The sequence below is a fragment of the Bradyrhizobium sp. 33ap4 genome (assembly GCF_032654765.1).
In the GTDB taxonomy this organism is placed as follows: Bacteria; Pseudomonadota; Alphaproteobacteria; order Rhizobiales; family Xanthobacteraceae; genus Bradyrhizobium; species Bradyrhizobium australafricanum.
In genome coordinates this window covers 13,670-29,324 of record NZ_JAUMTJ010000003.1, presented here as the reverse complement: position 1 = coordinate 29,324, position 15,655 = coordinate 13,670, and the positions used below count along the sequence as shown (strand labels likewise).

The window sequence follows — 15,655 nt, the reverse complement described above, 5'->3', positions numbered from 1 at the left end:
CGGACATCGTCACCGGTCGACTTCGCCGAACACGATGTCCAGCGAGCCCAGAATGGCGGAAACGTCGGCCAGCAGATGGCCCCTGCAGATGTGATCCATCGCCTGCAGATGGGCGAAGCCCGGCGCGCGGATCTTGCACTTGTAGGGCTTGTTGGAGCCGTCGGCGACGAGGTAGACGCCGAACTCGCCCTTCGGCGCCTCGACCGCGGCATAGATTTCGCCGGCCGGCACGTGCACGCCTTCGGTGTAGAGCTTGAAGTGATGGATCAGCGCTTCCATCGAGCGCTTCATCTCACCGCGGCGCGGCGGCGCGATCTTGTTGTCCTCGACCACGACCGGGCCCTGCCCGTCGGGTGCCTTGAGCTTCTGGATGCACTGCTTCATGATGCGCACCGACTGGCGCATCTCTTCCATGCGGATCAGATAGCGGTCGTAGCAGTCGCCGTTCTTTCCGATCGGAATGTCGAAATCCATCTCGGCGTAGCACTCGTAGGGCTGCGACTTGCGCAGGTCCCAGGCCGCGCCCGAGCCGCGCACCATCACGCCGGAGAAGCCCCACTCCCAGGCTTCCTTGAGCGGCACCACGCCGATATCGACGTTGCGCTGCTTGAAGATGCGGTTGCCGGTGAGCAGCCGATCGAGGTCGTCGACGACCTTGAGGAACGGATCGCACCACGCCTCGATGTCGTCGATCAGCTTCGGCGGCAGGTCCTGATGCACGCCGCCGACGCGGAAGAACGCCGCGTGCATGCGCGAGCCCGAGGCGCGCTCATAGAACACCATCAGCTTCTCGCGCTCTTCGAAGCCCCACAGCGGCGGGGTCAGCGCGCCGACGTCCATCGCCTGGGTGGTGACGTTGAGCAGATGCGACAGGATGCGGCCGATCTCGCAATAGAGCACGCGGATCAACTGGCCGCGGCGCGGCACCGTAATGCCGAGCAGCTTTTCCGCCGCGAGGCAGAACGCATGCTCCTGGTTCATCGGCGCGACATAGTCGAGCCGGTCGAAATAGGGAATCGCCTGCAGATAGGTCTTGTGCTCGATCAGCTTCTCGGTGCCGCGGTGAAGCAGGCCGATATGCGGATCGACGCGTTCGACGACTTCGCCGTCAAGCTCCAACACAAGACGAAGCACGCCGTGCGCCGCCGGATGCTGCGGCCCAAAGTTGATGGTGAAGTTACGAAGGTTTTGCGGTTGTTCATTCATGGCTTCGGCTCCGCCTTGACCTTCTCATCGCCGGGCAGCGGATAGTCCGCGCCTTCCCAGGGCGAAAGGAAATCGAACTTGCGGAATTCCTGGTTGAGCCGGACCGGCTCATACAGCACCCGCTTCTCCTGGTCGTCGTAGCGGACCTCGACGAAGCCGGTGAGCGGGAAATCCTTGCGCAGCGGATGGCCGTCGAAGCCGTAGTCCGTCAGCAGGCGGCGCATGTCGGGATGGCCGGTGAAGATCACGCCATAGAGGTCGTAGGTCTCGCGCTCGAACCAGTCGGCGCCCGGGAAGACGCCGATGATCGACGGCACCTGCGTGGTCTCGTCGGCCTGCCCGCGCAAACGGACGCGCGCGTTCAGCGTCGGCGACAGCAGATGGTAGACGACGTCGAAGCGCTTCTCGCGGCTCGGATAGTCGACCGCGGTCACGTCGGTGACGTTGACGAAACGGCAGCCGGGATCGTCACGCAGAAACCTGGCGACCTCCACGATTCTGCCAATCTCGACGTCGATAGTGAGCTGATTGAACGCGACCGAGTGCGCCGTGGCCGCGCCCGGAAGCGCGCTCACGATCGTCTGCCCAAGGGCGTCGAGCTTGCCGTCGTCCATACCTGAAACCTTAGCGTTCAATAGTGCCGATACGGCGGATCTTCTTCTGCAGCAGCAGCACACCGTAGAGCAGCGCTTCCGCCGTGGGCGGGCAGCCGGGCACGTAGATGTCGATCGGCACGATGCGATCGCAGCCACGCACCACCGAATAGGAGTAGTGATAGTAGCCGCCGCCATTGGCGCAGGAGCCCATCGAGATCACGTAGCGCGGCTCCGGCATCTGGTCGTAGACCTTGCGCAGCGCGGGCGCCATCTTGTTGGTCAGGGTGCCCGCAACGATCATCACGTCGGACTGCCGCGGCGAGGCGCGCGGTGCGAAGCCGAAGCGTTCGACGTCATAGCGCGGCATCGAGACCTGCATCATCTCGACCGCACAGCAGGCGAGACCGAAGGTCATCCACATCAGGGAGCCGGTGCGCGCCCAGGTGATGAGGTCATCGGCTGCAGCGACGAAGAAGCCCTTGTCGGACAGCTCGTGATTGACCTCGAGGAAAAACGGATCATTGGCGCCGACCGGCTTACCGGTCGACGGATCAAGGATACCCCTCGGAGCCATGGCGATCTCAGATTTGGCAATCGCCGGCTGGGAGGTTGCGGCGGTGGGGCTCAATCCCATTCGAGCGCGCCTTTCTTCCATTCATACGCAAATCCGACCGTCAGCACGGCCAGGAACACCATCATCGACCAGAACCCGGTGGCGCCGAGCTTTCCGAACGCCACGGCCCAGGGGAACAGGAACGCCACTTCGAGGTCGAAGATGATGAAGAGGATCGCCACCAGATAGAACCGGACGTCGAACTTCATGCGGGCGTCGTCAAAAGCGTTGAATCCGCATTCATAGGCGGACAGCTTTTCCGGGTCCGGCGATTGGAACGCGACCAGGAACGGCGCGATCAGGAGTGCCAGACCGATCAGGCTCGCGACTCCGATAAAGACCACAAGTGGGAGATAATTCTGCAGGATGCCGGTCATCGGCGAGGCCTTCTTGCTGCGGTTTCGGACATGCCGCAGATTCGTTGATTGGAATTGTTCTTGAGGCTTTAGCGCAGCGCAACAGGGGGCGCAAGACAAGCTATTTTGACGCTTTTACCGTCCTTCCCGCGGGCTCTTGGCCTCATCAGGCGGATGCGCTTGCCTCCATGGGCAACGCCGCGGCGGCCATCCGGTGCCCTGCGCTCTCCCCATATCAGCCCAGCCCCCGCTCGGCAGCGAGCATCTCGGCGGCGGTCAGGGTGAGCCGATCGATGTGTCCGAGCAGCAGCTCAAGATCCCCCGGCGCAAGCTGTTCCAGCAGGTGCCGGTTTCGCTCCTGCGCGCCGGCCACGATGGCATCATGGGCTGCCAGGCCGGCCTTGGTGAGAGAGACCAGGGTCTCCCGGTTGTCGCGCGGATTGGCCGCCTTCGCCACCAGCTTGCGCGCCACGAGCTCGGCGAGCGCCCGGCTGATCTGCCCCTTGTCCATGCCGACGGCCTCGGCGAGCCGCACCACACTCATCGGCGGCCGCCGACCGAGCGAGGCGACCAGACCGAACTCGACCGAGGACAGGCCGGTCAGGCGCTTGTAGCGCAGCATCGCGCCGCGCCTGAGCAGGTTCGCCAGCACCATCAGCCGCGACGACATCATCGCGGTGATCGGCGCCAGTTCGGAATCGACAACGGCCTCCGGCGGCAAGGCCCTCTCAGTCCTGAGCTTCTCGGTCATCACCAACCTCTGCCAACAAAGCCGCGCGCTGCCAAGCTCAACGATATCGTTGACATTGTCATCTATCTATCGTTGACTTGGTCAACGATAGATCAGCCGCCGGCGCCCGACCAGCGGCGGGGAGGACAACATGACGATCACCCACCGGGACCGCGATCTCGGCACGGCCTATGCGATGAAGCCGTCGAGCACCCGGACCGAGCTCACCTCGGTCGGCCGCGGCACGCCGATGGGCGAGCTGTTGCGCCGGTATTGGCACCCGGTCGGCCTCACCGGTGACGCCTCCGATATCCCCAGAAAAGTCCGCGCACTTGGCGAAGACCTGATCCTGTTCCGCGACCGGCATGGCCGGGCCGGCCTGCTACATGCGCGCTGCTGCCACCGCGGCACCACGCTCTATTACGGCAAGGTCGAGGAAGACGGTATCCGCTGCTGCTATCACGGCTGGAAATTCGACACCGAGGGCCGCTGCCTCGAACAACCCTGCGAGCCCGACGGCGGCCTGTTCAAGGACAAGGTGCGCCAGCCCTGGTATCCGGTGCAGGAACGCTACGGCCTGATCTTCGCCTATATGGGGCCGGCCGAGAAAAGGCCGGTGCTGCCGCGCTACGAGTGCCTGGAAAACATGGACGACGGCGAGTTCGTCGAGGCCGACGATTCCTCGATCGGCGGCGGCGGCCCTGCCGTGATCCCCTGCAACTGGCTGCAGCATTTCGAGAACGTCGCCGACCCCTACCATGTGCCGGTGCTGCACGGCTCGTTCTCAGGGCCGCAGTTCACCAACATGATGGCCTCGATGCCCGACGTGAAGTTCGAGATGTCGCCGCGCGGCATCACGGTGCGTTCGATCCGCAGGCAGGACGACGGCAAGGTGTTCTATCGCGTCACCGAGGCCGCCCTCCCCACACTCCGCGTCGTGCCCAATCCGCGCGTCGCGCAGTTCGCGCGCGTCGAATCGATCGGCTGGACCTTGCCGATCGACGACACCTCGTTCCGCATCTACGTCGCCGGCCGGGTCAAGAACGCGGGCGATATCGGGCGGATGCGCTCGAAGTTCAACGGCAAGTTCTGGTGGGACATGACCGAGGCCGAGCACCAGCAATTTCCCGGCGACTACGAGGCCCAGGTCGGCCAGGGAGCGGTGACGATCCATTCCGAAGAGCATTTTGGCCAGAGCGACCGCGGCATCCTGATGATCCGCCGGATGCTCGCTGACCAGCTCGAGGCCATGGCCACCGGCCGCGACCCGATCGGGGTGTCGTTCGACGCCGACACGAGGCCGGTCGAATTCGAGGCAGGGAATTACATCCGCGAGGCGTAAGGCCCGCGCGCAAGCAACAACAACAAAGAAGATCGGGGGAGGAAGTGATGGTCGATGTCGCACCGCAGGCGGCCGCGCCAACGCAAGCTGCGGCCGCGCCTCGGCGCGCCGCTACTACGTCCTCGCCTTGCTCACGATCATCTACGCCCTCAACTTCCTCGACCGCACCATCTTCAACGTGCTGATCGAACCGATCAAGAAGGAGTTCACGCTCAGCGACACCACGATGGGCCTGCTCGCCGGGTTCGGTTTCGTGCTGTTCTATTCGCTGCTCGGCATTCCGATCGCGCGGATGGCCGATCGCCTCAACCGCCGCAACATCGTCGCGGTCGCCTTCGCGTTCTGGAGCGCGATGACCTATCTCTGCGGCCTCGCCTCCAGCTTCACGACGCTGGCATTGGCCCGGGTCGGCGTCGGCATCGGGGAGTCGGCGGGCACGCCGGCCTCGCAATCGATGATCGCCGATCTCTTCGACAAGAACGAACGACCGCGCGCGCTCGGCATCTACGCGATCGGCACCTATCTCGGCGTCTTCCTCGGCTATTTCATCGGCGGCTATGTCAACCAGCACTATGGCTGGCGGATGGCGTTCTTCACCGCCGGCCTGCCCGGCATCGCGCTCGCCGCCGTCTTGTGGCTGACGATCGCCGAGCCGAAGCGCGGCGCGATGGCCGAGACCTTCAAGGCCGAGCCGCTGGGGCCGACGCTGCGTTTCCTGGTATCGCAGCCGAGCTTCGTCATCGTGCTGATCGGCTCTTGTCTGACGACCTACACCAACTACGCCACCGCGGTGTGGATCCCGCCGTTCCTGGCGCGGATCCATCACCTCACCAGCGCCGAGATCGGCACCTATGCCGGCACCTTCAAGGGTCTCGCCGGCATGGCGGGCACGCTGATCGGTGGCCTCGTGGTGGCGCAGATCGGCCGTCGCGACGACCGCTGGAAGCTGTGGGCGCCCGCGATCATGTCCGGTCTCGCCGGCCCGGTGTTCGCGCTGTGCATGCTGACGCAAAGCTTCACGCTGATGGTCGCGACGCTGGCGCTGACCTCGTTCATGGTCGGCTTTCATCTCGGCCCGATCTTCGCGATTGCGCAGACGGTGGCAAAACCCAGCATGCGCGCGCTGGCCTCGGCGATCGTGCTGCTGACCGCGACCTGCTTCGGCCAGGGCGTCGGCCCCCTCGCCGTCGGCATGATCAATGACGCGCTGAAAGGCACCTACGGCGTCGATGCGGTTCGCTACTCGCTGCTGTCGGCCGCGCTCACGACGACGCTCGGTGCCCTGCTGTTCGTGTTGGCGGCACGCGCGATCCGCGCCGACATCGCGCGCGCGAGCTAGCACCCGTCTCAGCCGAGCCGGCGCGTGATGTCAGGCTGCGCTCACGTCAGCTTGCCGGTGTATTTCTCCAGCGCCGCCCAGGCGTCCGCGCCGTAGGTCTTCTGCCACTGCGTGTAGAAGCCGGCCTTCACCAACGCGGCCCTGAACTGCACGGGATCGGGCTTGTTGAAGGTCATGCCCTTCTCGGTCAGCTCGGCCTGCAGCGAGCGGTCCATCTCGACCAGATCGGTGCGCTCCTTCACCGCCGCGGCGTCGAACGCGGCATTGATGAGCTCGAGCAGATCGGGCGGCAGGGCCGCCATCGCGCGGCGGTTGCCGAGGATCCAGTAACCGCTCCAGCAATGGTTCGAGAGCGCGCAGAATTTCTGCACCTCGTAGAGCTTGCCGGTCGAGACCTGCGCCAGCGGGTTCTCCTGCCCTTCGACGATGTGGGTCTGCAGCGCCGAATAGAGTTCGCTGTAGGAGATGCTCGACGGCAGCGCGCCAAGCCCTGAGAACAGCGACGTCAGCAATGCCGTCACCGGCACGCGGATCTTGAAACCCTTGAGATCGTCGACGCTGTTGAGCTGCCGGCTCGACGACGAGGTGATCTGACGGAAGCCGTTGTCCCAGACCTTCTTCAGCGGCACGACGCCGGTCTTCGTGATCGCCTCGCGCACGAGGTCGCCGACGCCGCCGTCCATCGCCGCCCAGACCTGGTCGTAGGACTGAAAGGCGAAACCGATGCTGGGCAGCCCCGATAGCGGCACCAGCGTCGACAGCGTCATGCTGGGCGCGGCCAGCAGCTCGATCCCGCCGGCGCGGACCTGCGACAGCATCTCCGGATCGCCTCCGAGCTGGCTGTTGGCGAACACCGTGATGTTGACCCGGCCGGACGACTGCGCGCCGACCGCCTTGGCGGCCTCAGTCAGGCGGATTGTTAGCGGATGGGTTTCCGGAGTGTTGACGCCGAGCTTGAAGTCGAACTCGGCCGCCGCAACGGCGCGCTTACCAAACATCGTGGCGGCGAGTGCCGCGGAGCCGGTTCCAAGGACGCGGCGCCGGGTTAGTCTCATTGTTTTCATTATTGTTTTTCTCCCAAGCGCATTTCCGCGCCTGGGGTAGTTTTAGCCGGCCGGCAGTGTGACGCAAGGCACGGTGAAACCAATCCGCCCGTGGCACGAAACCATTTCCCGGAACTCACGAAACGATCCGGAAACAGATGGGCCTTACCAGTACCTGCCATAGACGGCGCACAGACGCCCGGAGGCGACCATGAACCACTCGATCCATTCAGCTGACCGCGCGACCCATCTCAAGATTGTGGTGGTTGCCCTTATTGCGGGGATCGGGATCGCGGCGCTCGGCATTTCGGCCCGGAACAACGCGGATTTCACCCAGACTGCCCAGTCCACGCAGGTCATCAAGGCTGGCAAGCCGGTGGCGATCACCTCGTCGGGCACCTCCACGGTCCGCTAAGACGCTTTCAAGCCTCGGCAGACACAACGGCCGCCCCTGGGCGGCCTTTCTTGTTGGTCCTGATCGTCTCAAGCTCGGACCAGGACGGTGTGGCCTTTGCGAGCAGGTTCGGCTACGGCGATTGTGGACCACCGAGACCGGAGTGCGCGCGATCGACGTGTGCAAGGTCGCAACCCGGCTGAGCGCAGCGAATGACTGAACCTCGCCTCGCCGGCGACAACATTGCGAAGCCGCAGCATGCTTCCCGCACTGACGGGTCGCCCCCTTTGCTCGGCCTCCCGGCATCGCTGCCGCTGGTGCTCGACCTCGACGGCACGCTGATCACGGGCGACCTGCTCTATCTGAGCTTCGTCTCGATCCTGCGCCGCAATCCGCTGATCGTCGTGTCATGCGCCGCCTGGCTGACGCGCGGCCGCGCGGCGCTGAAGCGCCGGCTCGCACAGCGCCAGCGCATCGACTGGAGCCGGATCGAACTGCACCAGGACGTCGTCGCATTGGCCGAGCGCGAGAACGCGGCCGGCCGCCGCATCGTGCTGGCAACCGCGGCCGACGCGCTGCTCGCTCAGAAGCTGGCGTCGCGTCTGCCTTGGATCGACCAGGTGCTTGCCTCCGACGGCGAACATAATCTCAAGGGCGCCAACAAGGCCGACCTGTTGCAAAGGACATTTCCCGGGGGCTTCATCTACGCCGGCGACAGCGCCTCCGACCTCGCGGTCTGGGCCCACGCCGCCGGCATCATCACCGTCAATGCCCGCGATGCCGTGCGCGCCGCCGCGACCGGGCTCGGCAGGCCGACGCTGCATTTGCAGGGCCGCGCGGCCGCAGCGAAATCTTAACCGCGCCCTAACGCGGTTGTTCGATTGCAATCCGCTCCGCGACCCCAGTCTTAAAAGTTGCCCGGCTAAGGTCGGCGTCAACAAAGGCGCAGGCCACAATGAATTTGCAGCAGCAAGTAATTTCAACCGGCTTCAAGATCATCTGCACGGATTGCGGCAGCCTGGCGATCAAGGTCGCCGATCCGGCGCATGCATCCGGCGACACCATCATCGAATGCCGCCGCTGCAACGCGGTGCGCGGCACGGTGGCGGACCTGCACAATTTGGCGCGGCGCGGCCGCGACCTGTTCGAATTCTAACCGCGGCCCCGCCAATGCTGTCAGACCCGAAGGCGACCACGCAGAGCGACGTTCCCTTGGACACGGTCTGGTCGATCCTCGAGGCCGCCAACGAATTGGGCGACACCCACACGGTTGACGCCTGCCGCCGCATCATCGACGCCAATTTGCGCGGCGATGCACCGGGACAATCCGACCTCAACGCGGTCGCCGCATTCTTTGCCTGATCAAGGCAGGGCGTTGCCGTTGTGTGAATTCGTAGGGCATCGCGGAGACGAATGGCCAGGCAGAAACATAACAACACAGACCGGGATATTGCTTAACTTGCTTCGTCCAGGGCCGACCGGCTAGCTGCCTGGCAGCTTTCGGATGCGGACGGACCGATGACATTGACGCGCGGTGACCTGGTTGTCGGGGTCACGATCCCCGGGTTCTTCGTCCTCAGCGTCGCCTCGATGATCGCCTGTGGGCACGCATTCCCGGCGATGCATGTCTGGCGATCCGGCATCACCGCGCAGGCCGTCCTCGGCATCACCATCATGGTCGCGTTCGTCCCGGCGTTCGTCGCGGCACGATTCAGCTTCGGTTATCTGGTCGGCTTCTCGCTGCTGTCAGCCGTGTTCGGCTTCGTCTGGCTCAGCTTCTTCAGCGCCTTCGACTATCCGCACGCCATCGCCCGCTGGGCCATGATCGCCGCGCTGGCCGCCGCGATGATCCCTCTGATGTTACAAAATATCCCGGTTTGGCGGCCCGATTTGTCCGAGGCGGCCGTCAAGCGCATCGCGATTCTGCTGCTGGCGTCGTGCCTTGCCGTGCTGATCGGCGACATCTCCTACGGGGCCAATCTTGGCAATCCCTATGGCGCAGCCCGCACCGCCGTCGTGCGCCCGGCGCTGTTGAACTATCTCACCGGAATCATGACCGGCGCGGTCCTGCCCTATTTGTTCGCGCATTTCGCATCGCGCAGCCGATGGATGCCGGCAGCCGGGGTGCTGCTGCTTGCGCTTTGCTTCTATCCCGTCGTCAACAACAAGACCGTCCTGTTGCTGCCGATCTGGCTGCCGTTTCTGTTCTGGCTGTACGGCCGGTTCGACCCGCGGCTGGCCACGGTGCTCGCATTTCTGATCCCGATGATCGTCGGCCTTTTGGCTTTCGCCGTCCTCGTGTCCGACAAGACCTACATCGTGTTCAGCACCATCAATCTGCGCTTCGTCGCGATCCCGTCACTCGCGCTCGATCAATACGCCGACTTCTTTGCGCACCGCGAACTCACCCGGTTCTGCCAGATCACCGTCCTGCGATACATAACCGCCTGCCCGTACGGCGAGCTCGGCCCGACCCTCGGAGCGATTTATCAGGACGGCAATTTCAACGCGTCCTTCCTCGCCACCGAGGGCATCGCATCGGTCGGTCTTGCGCTCGCCCCGGTGTCGGCTTTCGTCTGCGGCCTGATCCTGTCGGTGGGATCGATGGTCTCAAAGCACCTGTCGCCGCGCTTCATCGCGGTTTCGTCCGGCATCGCAGTTCAGGCGATCATGAACGTGCCGCTCACGACAGGCCTGCTGTCGAACGGGATAGCACTGCTGTTCCTGCTGTGGTGGCTGACGCCCGAACAGCGCGTGGCATTATCAGTCAGGCTCGAGCAGGCCGCTCAACCCGTCAGCGTTGTCGGCCTCGCGGCGTCCTGAGCTGTCGCGGCAGTTCGCCAGGTGCAGTGAACAGGAGGGCAGGCAACTCGTTATGGCACCGGTCCAGAGGGACCAATGGTTTCGGGCCAAACACGCTGCTAAGTCATTGAAATAAATGGCGCGAGAGACGGGACTCGAACCCGCGGCCTCCGCCGTGACAGGGCGGCGCTCTAACCAACTGAGCTACTCCCGCGGATGCCGATCGTCGGATTGATCCGCGCAGGACCGAGGGCATAAAGGCCCGCATCCGGTTAGTCAAGGACGTTGCGGATTCCTGCACAGCGTCGGCATTTTCGCGGCGCGTACGCGGGTTGTCGCCTGTTTTCAGGGGAAACGGCGTAGTCAGCGAAGCCCCGAATCAAATAAGGCCTGATACGTCTGGGTTTCCTGTGGCCGGCCCGGCGCTGCCCGTTCCCGGAACCGGCGGTTTTCAGGACTTTTCCGGACGCATTTTCCCGACGCGAACGGCGCGCCATTCGCGTGAAAAGCAGCAATCCAGCCATTCAGCAACGAGGAGGGCCAGACATGGCGAAGAAAGCAGCGACACCGGCGACGATCACGCTGAAGCATTTGGCGGCGGCCATCGCCGAGGAGCAGGAGCTGTCCAAGAAGCAGGCCGAGGCGATTCTGACCGACATGGTCACCAGGATCACCAAGCACCTCAAGAAGGGCGAGCGCATCAGGATCGTCGGCCTCGGCATCCTCCAGGTCCGCAAGCGCGCCGCCCGCATGGGCCGTAACCCGGCGACCGGCGAACAGATCCACATCAAGGCCAGCAAGAAGGTCGCCTTCCGCGCCGCCAAGGAGCTGAAGGAAGCCGTCTAGCGCCTACTCTCTCCGTTAAGGCAAAGCGCCATTCCGGCTCGTGACGCGGCCCCGGGTGGCGCTTTTCTGTTATAGGATTGTCCTTCGAAACTCGCCTTGACGCGGTTTGCTCGCGCGAACCAACTTCGCCAAAGCGCATTGTTCCTTTCTCCAGTTTTTTGCGCGGTTTTCATGCTGGCACCGGCTCTCGACTTCAAGCACACCGTCACCGAGCGCTTCCTGCGCTATGTCGTGATCGACACCCAGTCCGATCCGGATTCACCCACCACGCCTTCCACCGAGAAGCAGAAGAATCTCGGGCGCCTGCTGGTCGCCGAGCTGCAGGCGATGGGGATATCCGACGCGCATCTTGACCCGCACGGATACGTCTACGCGACGATCCCGGCCAACACCGACAAGACAGTGCCGGTGATCTGCTTCTGCTCGCACATGGACACCTCTCCCGACTGCACCGGCAAGAACGTCAAACCGCAGGTCGTGAACAACTACCGCGGTGGCGATATCGTGCTGCCCGCCGATGCCTCGCAGGTGATCCGCGCCGCCGAGCACGAAGCGCTGGCCGACCAGATCGGCAACGACATCATCACCACCGACGGCACCACCCTGCTCGGCGCCGACAACAAGGCGGGCCTTGCCGAGATCATGGATGCCGCGCATTTCCTGATCACCAATCCGCAGGTGAAGCACGGCACCGTCAAGATCCTGTTCACGCCGGACGAGGAGATCGGCCGCGGCGTCGACAAGGTCGACATCAAGAAGCTTGGCGCCGATTTCGGCTACACCATGGATGGCGAGACCGCTGGCCATATCGAGGACGAGACCTTCTCGGCCGACGGCGCCAGCATCATCATCGAAGGCGTCGCGACCCATCCGGGATTCGCCAAGGGCAAGATGGAGCACGCGATCAAGATCGCCGCCGCGATCGTCGATCGCCTGCCGAAGGACACCTGCTCGCCCGAGACCACCGAGGGCAAGGAAGGCTTCCTGCATCCGGTCGCGATCTCCGGCGCGCTGGAGAACGCGCGGATCGACTTCATCGTGCGCGATTTCACCGAGGCCGGCCTGAAGCAGAAGGAAGCGCTGCTGGAGGACATCGTGAACGATGTCATGAAGGGCTATCCGCGCTCGACCTACCGCATGGAGGTCAAGCAGCAGTACCGCAACATGAAAGACGTGATCGATCGCCACCCCCAGATCGTGGCCTATGCGATCGAGGCGATCGAGCGCGCCGGCCTCACGCCGGTGAAGACCTCGATCCGCGGCGGCACTGACGGCTCGCGGCTGTCCTTCATGGGACTGCCCTGCCCGAACATCTTCGCCGGCGAGCACGCGTTCCATTCGCGGCTCGAATGGGTCAGCCGGCAGGACATGGAGAAAGCCGTGCAGACCATCGTGCACCTGGCGATGATCTGGGAAGAGCGGGCGTAGGAGTCGCGGCTCCTTTTTCTTCCGTCATTGCGAGGAGCTCGGCGACAAAATTGCGAAGCAATTTTGCACTGAAGCGACGAAGCAATCCATGTTGGCACATATGCGGCGCGATGGATTGCTTGCTCGCGCGCACAATGACGGAGTGCTTGGTCCCGAGAGTTCTATGCCCGCGCGGTCACGATCCAGATCGCGCCGGGCAGCAGCACCGCATCGCCCTTCAAGAAAGGCGCCAGCGCCTCGCGCATCGAGGCGATCGCCGCAGCGCGCACCTCATCAGGGTGCCCTTCCAGCGCGCGGCTGGCCGGCCCGATCTCGAGCGCGCCCTGTATCGCGGCATCGATGCCGCGCCCGGTCGCGACATCAAGCTCAACCCGGCACGGCTCCATGGCAATGCCGGAGAAGCCGGCTTCGCCCAGGATCCGCTTCACCCGGGCCTCGGAGGCGAACGCGAACGGGCCGGGATCCTCGGGCCCTAGCGGCGGCAGTTTCGGCACGTGCTTGTAGACGGCAGCAAGCGGCGTCATGAAGAACGGATTTTCGCGCGGCTCCTGCCAGCAGACGAAGGCGAGACGGCCGGTCGGCTTCATCGCCTTGCGCAGATTGGCGAACGACGTCACGGGATCGGCAAAGAACATCACGCCAAAGCGCGAGGCCAACAGATCGAAGCTCTCGCTGACAAACGGATAGATGGTCGCGTCGGCCAGCGCGAACTCGACCGGCAAACCCTGCGGCGCGCTCTGCCGCGCCCGCGTCAGCATCGGCTCCGAGACATCGACGCCGAGCACGTGACCTGTGGGCGCGACCTTGGCCGCCAGCGCGAAGCTCGAGGCGCCGCTGCCACAGCCGACATCGACGACGCGTTCGCCGGCTTTCGGCGCGGCACGATCGATCAGGAGGTCGAGCACCGGCTGCAGCACGATATCCTGCGCGGCCTGCCGTGTGGCCCAGCGCTGACCGCCCGGCCCGTTCCAATAAGCAATCTGGTCGGCGTTCTGCGGATGGCCAGCGTTCATGCGATCCAAACCTCGTTAGGAAGCTTCTGTCGTCTCATGCTTGGGCATGATCCTTTTCGGAATACCGCTTCGCACTTTTCCGGATCATGCCCTAGCAAGTCTCGCGCGTCGCGGCGCGCAGCATCGGCATCAGCTGATAGGTGAATCCGGCATCGGCCTTGGTGACGGGATCGTTGGCGACGATCTCCTGCGGATCGGCATCGTCAGGCAACTGCAGCACGCCGAGTCCCCAGACCCCGGCGGGATCGGCGACCGGTCCGAACACCAGCGCCTTGCCGGCCTGCAGCAGTTCGCCGCAATAGGCGACGTGCGCCTGCATGATGGCGGCTTCCTGCGGCGCCATATCCTGAGGAAAGGTCGGGCGCGGTCCGGTCAATTTGCAGACGTAGTATTTCATCGACCTGATCCGCGCTCGGAGCTCTATTTGGCGGCTGCGCTCGTGGGCTTGGCCGGTTTCGGCTTCGCGGCATTCGCCTTGGGCGCGCCCTGCCCGTCGCTGCGCGCGATGCCCCAGGGATCGGTCGGCTTCTGATCCGGCACACCACTGAGCGCCCGCTGATAGGCGCGCTGCTGGCGCGCCTCGTTGGCCGCATCGGCCGGCGACTTCTCGACCTCTTCGCGATAGCGCTGAACGTGATCCGACTGTGCGAATGCGGGTCCGGCAATCATGGTGAGAAGAAAAATCGCGGCGAGTTTGCGCATGCATCAAGTTCCCGGTTAGGCGGACAGAATAGCATCGCTGCAGCGTCGGCATCAAATCGGAGCGCGTGACTTTCGGCACCTTTCGCACCATCGGGGATCGAATGACATTCGGCACGCCAGCGCGGAGCAAGCGCGGTCCCGGCCATCCCCATGAGACTACTCCACGGCCGGGATCGCGCCCTCTCCGCGCGTTCACCGAGAGCGATGCAATGGCCTTACTCCGTAGGGCTCATCAACCAGAGGCCGCTTTGCAGCTCGTGAAACACCGCGCCACCGTCATCCTGCGCGAGCATGTGCAAGCGGAGGCCGAGCTGGTCGGACGAGCCGCGGTTCTCACCGATGGAACCGCAGGGACCGTCGAGGGCGTGTTTCTCGACGAATCTCATGGGTTGCGCATCTCGATCAAGGGCCACATCGGGAAGTGGCCGATCGCGACCATCAGGATGCTTCAGCCATAGGGCTGGATCCAAAACGGGGAAGCACGCCCGCACATTCAGGCAGCCGGTCCGCCTGCGCTCTTCGAGCTTCGGTGCGACAGCCTTCGCCCTGCGAACCGAACAAGCGGATGAATTCGTGCTCACAGGCTGGCTTGCCCAGCCGTAGCCCGTGAGGTGCGAAGGCTGGTAGGCGGCGAGAGATTCGAACTCCCGACCCTCTCGGTGTAAACGAGATGCTCTAACCAGCTGAGCTAGCCGCCCTTACCTGCGCGCCTCTTTAGCCTCGCCTGCCCCCGAGGCGCAAGGCCGCAAAACCTCAATCCGTCAGCTCCAGTCCTTGGGGTGCGCTGGCAATTCCTTGAGATCATTGATCCATGGCGCAGCGGAGCGGCACCAGACCTGGCGTCGCGGGCTCAATTGGCCGCGTTGGCGAATGCTGCCCCAGCGGATGCCCCAGTCGTCGGGCCCGCCGTCCTCGCCGCTCGTAAACAGCGGCGAACCGCAATCGCCGCAAAAGTGCTGGAAGCGGATTCGGCCGTTATCGCCCCGCTTGCCGTAGACCTTCGGCGCACCTCCGATCAGCCGCACCTGTTCGGCGTCGCAGATCACCGTGACGCGGTAGGGCGAGCCGGTCAGCGCCTGGCAGTCCGTGCAATGACAGATCGAGACGCATTCGGGGTCGATCTCGGCCTGATAGGTGATAGCCCCGCAATGGCATTGCCCGTCGATACGCATGTAGCGCTCTCCAATTCCGTCAAACAAAGCAACCGCCGTGGGCGCGGTTCCATCGTCCAGGGCCTGGCTCTCG

At 64.2% G+C, this 15,655-nt stretch carries 20 protein-coding genes and 2 tRNA genes; 10 read left to right on the top strand and 12 right to left on the bottom strand.

Features of this window, described 5'->3' with window-relative positions:
• Positions 1-9 precede the first annotated feature (9 nt).
• From Q2M23_RS03035 to Q2M23_RS03015, 5 genes are all read right to left on the bottom strand, one after another.
• Positions 10-1,206 carry an NADH-quinone oxidoreductase subunit D gene (locus tag Q2M23_RS03035; RefSeq protein ID WP_076825356.1) on the bottom strand — a complete coding sequence of 399 codons (1,197 nt, stop codon included), beginning with the start codon at positions 1,204-1,206 and terminating at the stop codon, positions 10-12.
• On the bottom strand, positions 1,203-1,820 hold the full coding sequence (locus Q2M23_RS03030) for an NADH-quinone oxidoreductase subunit C (RefSeq protein WP_253639752.1): 618 nt from the start codon (positions 1,818-1,820) through the stop codon (positions 1,203-1,205). Before Q2M23_RS03030 ends, Q2M23_RS03035 begins: the two co-directional genes overlap by 4 nt.
• Before the next feature lie 10 nt (positions 1,821-1,830).
• On the bottom strand, positions 1,831-2,376 hold the full coding sequence (locus tag Q2M23_RS03025) for a NuoB/complex I 20 kDa subunit family protein (protein ID WP_176936700.1): 546 nt from the start codon (positions 2,374-2,376) through the stop codon (positions 1,831-1,833).
• Positions 2,377-2,426: 50 nt separating this feature from the next.
• On the bottom strand, positions 2,427-2,792 hold the full coding sequence (locus Q2M23_RS03020; protein ID WP_018271860.1) for an NADH-quinone oxidoreductase subunit A: 366 nt from the start codon (positions 2,790-2,792) through the stop codon (positions 2,427-2,429).
• Positions 2,793-3,006: 214 nt separating this feature from the next.
• Positions 3,007-3,522 carry a MarR family winged helix-turn-helix transcriptional regulator gene (locus tag Q2M23_RS03015; protein ID WP_057016467.1) on the bottom strand — a complete coding sequence of 172 codons (516 nt, stop codon included), beginning with the start codon at positions 3,520-3,522 and terminating at the stop codon, positions 3,007-3,009.
• Positions 3,523-3,652: 130 nt separating this feature from the next.
• Between Q2M23_RS03015 and Q2M23_RS03010 the strand changes: the two genes are divergently transcribed.
• On the top strand, positions 3,653-4,843 hold the full coding sequence (locus Q2M23_RS03010) for an aromatic ring-hydroxylating dioxygenase subunit alpha (protein ID WP_253639750.1): 1,191 nt from the start codon (positions 3,653-3,655) through the stop codon (positions 4,841-4,843).
• A 127-nt stretch (positions 4,844-4,970) separates the two neighbouring features.
• On the top strand, positions 4,971-6,182 hold the full coding sequence (locus tag Q2M23_RS03005; protein WP_316394147.1) for an MFS transporter: 1,212 nt from the start codon (positions 4,971-4,973) through the stop codon (positions 6,180-6,182).
• A gap of 41 nt (positions 6,183-6,223) precedes the next feature.
• Here Q2M23_RS03005 and Q2M23_RS03000 read toward each other — a convergent pair whose 3' ends face one another.
• Entirely contained in the window at positions 6,224-7,237 is a 1,014-nt protein-coding gene (locus Q2M23_RS03000; protein WP_076825348.1) for a TRAP transporter substrate-binding protein, read from the bottom strand.
• Positions 7,238-7,436: 199 nt separating this feature from the next.
• Here Q2M23_RS03000 and Q2M23_RS02995 point away from each other — a divergent pair, with 199 nt between their 5' ends.
• The 5 genes from Q2M23_RS02995 (at position 7,437) to Q2M23_RS02975 (ending at position 10,442) form a co-directional block, all read left to right on the top strand.
• Positions 7,437-7,640, top strand: a complete 204-nt coding sequence (locus Q2M23_RS02995; protein ID WP_057016463.1) for a hypothetical protein — start codon at positions 7,437-7,439, stop codon at positions 7,638-7,640.
• Between the two features lie 191 nt (positions 7,641-7,831).
• Positions 7,832-8,476 carry a haloacid dehalogenase-like hydrolase gene (locus Q2M23_RS02990; protein WP_057016462.1) on the top strand — a complete coding sequence of 215 codons (645 nt, stop codon included), beginning with the start codon at positions 7,832-7,834 and terminating at the stop codon, positions 8,474-8,476.
• A 98-nt stretch (positions 8,477-8,574) separates the two neighbouring features.
• Positions 8,575-8,775, top strand: coding sequence for a hypothetical protein (locus Q2M23_RS02985; RefSeq protein WP_028333962.1), 201 nt, complete (start codon positions 8,575-8,577; stop codon positions 8,773-8,775).
• A gap of 14 nt (positions 8,776-8,789) precedes the next feature.
• Positions 8,790-8,981 (top strand): hypothetical protein, encoded by a 192-nt coding sequence (locus Q2M23_RS02980; protein ID WP_076825345.1) that lies wholly within the window; start codon positions 8,790-8,792, stop codon positions 8,979-8,981.
• A 156-nt stretch (positions 8,982-9,137) separates the two neighbouring features.
• Positions 9,138-10,442, top strand: a complete 1,305-nt coding sequence (locus Q2M23_RS02975) for a hypothetical protein (protein ID WP_316394145.1) — start codon at positions 9,138-9,140, stop codon at positions 10,440-10,442.
• 116 nt (positions 10,443-10,558) lie between these two features.
• Here the strand turns inward: Q2M23_RS02975 and Q2M23_RS02970 are convergent.
• Positions 10,559-10,635 (bottom strand) — tRNA-Asp (locus Q2M23_RS02970).
• 308 nt (positions 10,636-10,943) lie between these two features.
• Here Q2M23_RS02970 and Q2M23_RS02965 point away from each other — a divergent pair.
• Together Q2M23_RS02965 and pepT are read left to right on the top strand one after the other, a co-directional pair.
• A complete protein-coding gene (locus Q2M23_RS02965) occupies positions 10,944-11,267 on the top strand; it encodes an HU family DNA-binding protein (protein ID WP_259171327.1) in 324 nt (107 codons plus the stop codon).
• A gap of 171 nt (positions 11,268-11,438) precedes the next feature.
• Positions 11,439-12,695 carry a peptidase T gene (gene pepT, locus Q2M23_RS02960; protein WP_316394144.1) on the top strand — a complete coding sequence of 419 codons (1,257 nt, stop codon included), beginning with the start codon at positions 11,439-11,441 and terminating at the stop codon, positions 12,693-12,695.
• Between the two features lie 161 nt (positions 12,696-12,856).
• Here pepT and Q2M23_RS02955 read toward each other — a convergent pair whose 3' ends face one another.
• The 3 genes from Q2M23_RS02955 to Q2M23_RS02945 all read right to left on the bottom strand — a co-directional run bounded on the left by Q2M23_RS02955 (position 12,857) and on the right by Q2M23_RS02945 (position 14,410).
• Complete coding sequence (locus tag Q2M23_RS02955) at positions 12,857-13,708, bottom strand: class I SAM-dependent methyltransferase (protein ID WP_141341001.1); 852 nt, start codon at positions 13,706-13,708, stop codon at positions 12,857-12,859.
• A 91-nt stretch (positions 13,709-13,799) separates the two neighbouring features.
• Positions 13,800-14,105 carry a YciI family protein gene (locus tag Q2M23_RS02950; protein WP_141341002.1) on the bottom strand — a complete coding sequence of 102 codons (306 nt, stop codon included), beginning with the start codon at positions 14,103-14,105 and terminating at the stop codon, positions 13,800-13,802.
• Between the two features lie 23 nt (positions 14,106-14,128).
• Complete coding sequence (locus tag Q2M23_RS02945; protein ID WP_038385060.1) at positions 14,129-14,410, bottom strand: hypothetical protein; 282 nt, start codon at positions 14,408-14,410, stop codon at positions 14,129-14,131.
• A gap of 248 nt (positions 14,411-14,658) precedes the next feature.
• Here Q2M23_RS02945 and Q2M23_RS02940 point away from each other — a divergent pair, with 248 nt between their 5' ends.
• A complete protein-coding gene (locus Q2M23_RS02940) occupies positions 14,659-14,868 on the top strand; it encodes a hypothetical protein (protein ID WP_016847733.1) in 210 nt (69 codons plus the stop codon).
• A 163-nt stretch (positions 14,869-15,031) separates the two neighbouring features.
• Here Q2M23_RS02940 and Q2M23_RS02935 read toward each other — a convergent pair.
• Positions 15,032-15,108, bottom strand: a tRNA-Val gene (locus Q2M23_RS02935).
• 63 nt (positions 15,109-15,171) lie between these two features.
• The gene (locus Q2M23_RS02930) at positions 15,172-15,582 is read right to left on the bottom strand and encodes a GFA family protein (protein ID WP_057016455.1); all 411 of its coding nucleotides are present in this window, start codon (positions 15,580-15,582) and stop codon (positions 15,172-15,174) included.
• Between the last annotated feature and the right edge of the window lie 73 nt (positions 15,583-15,655).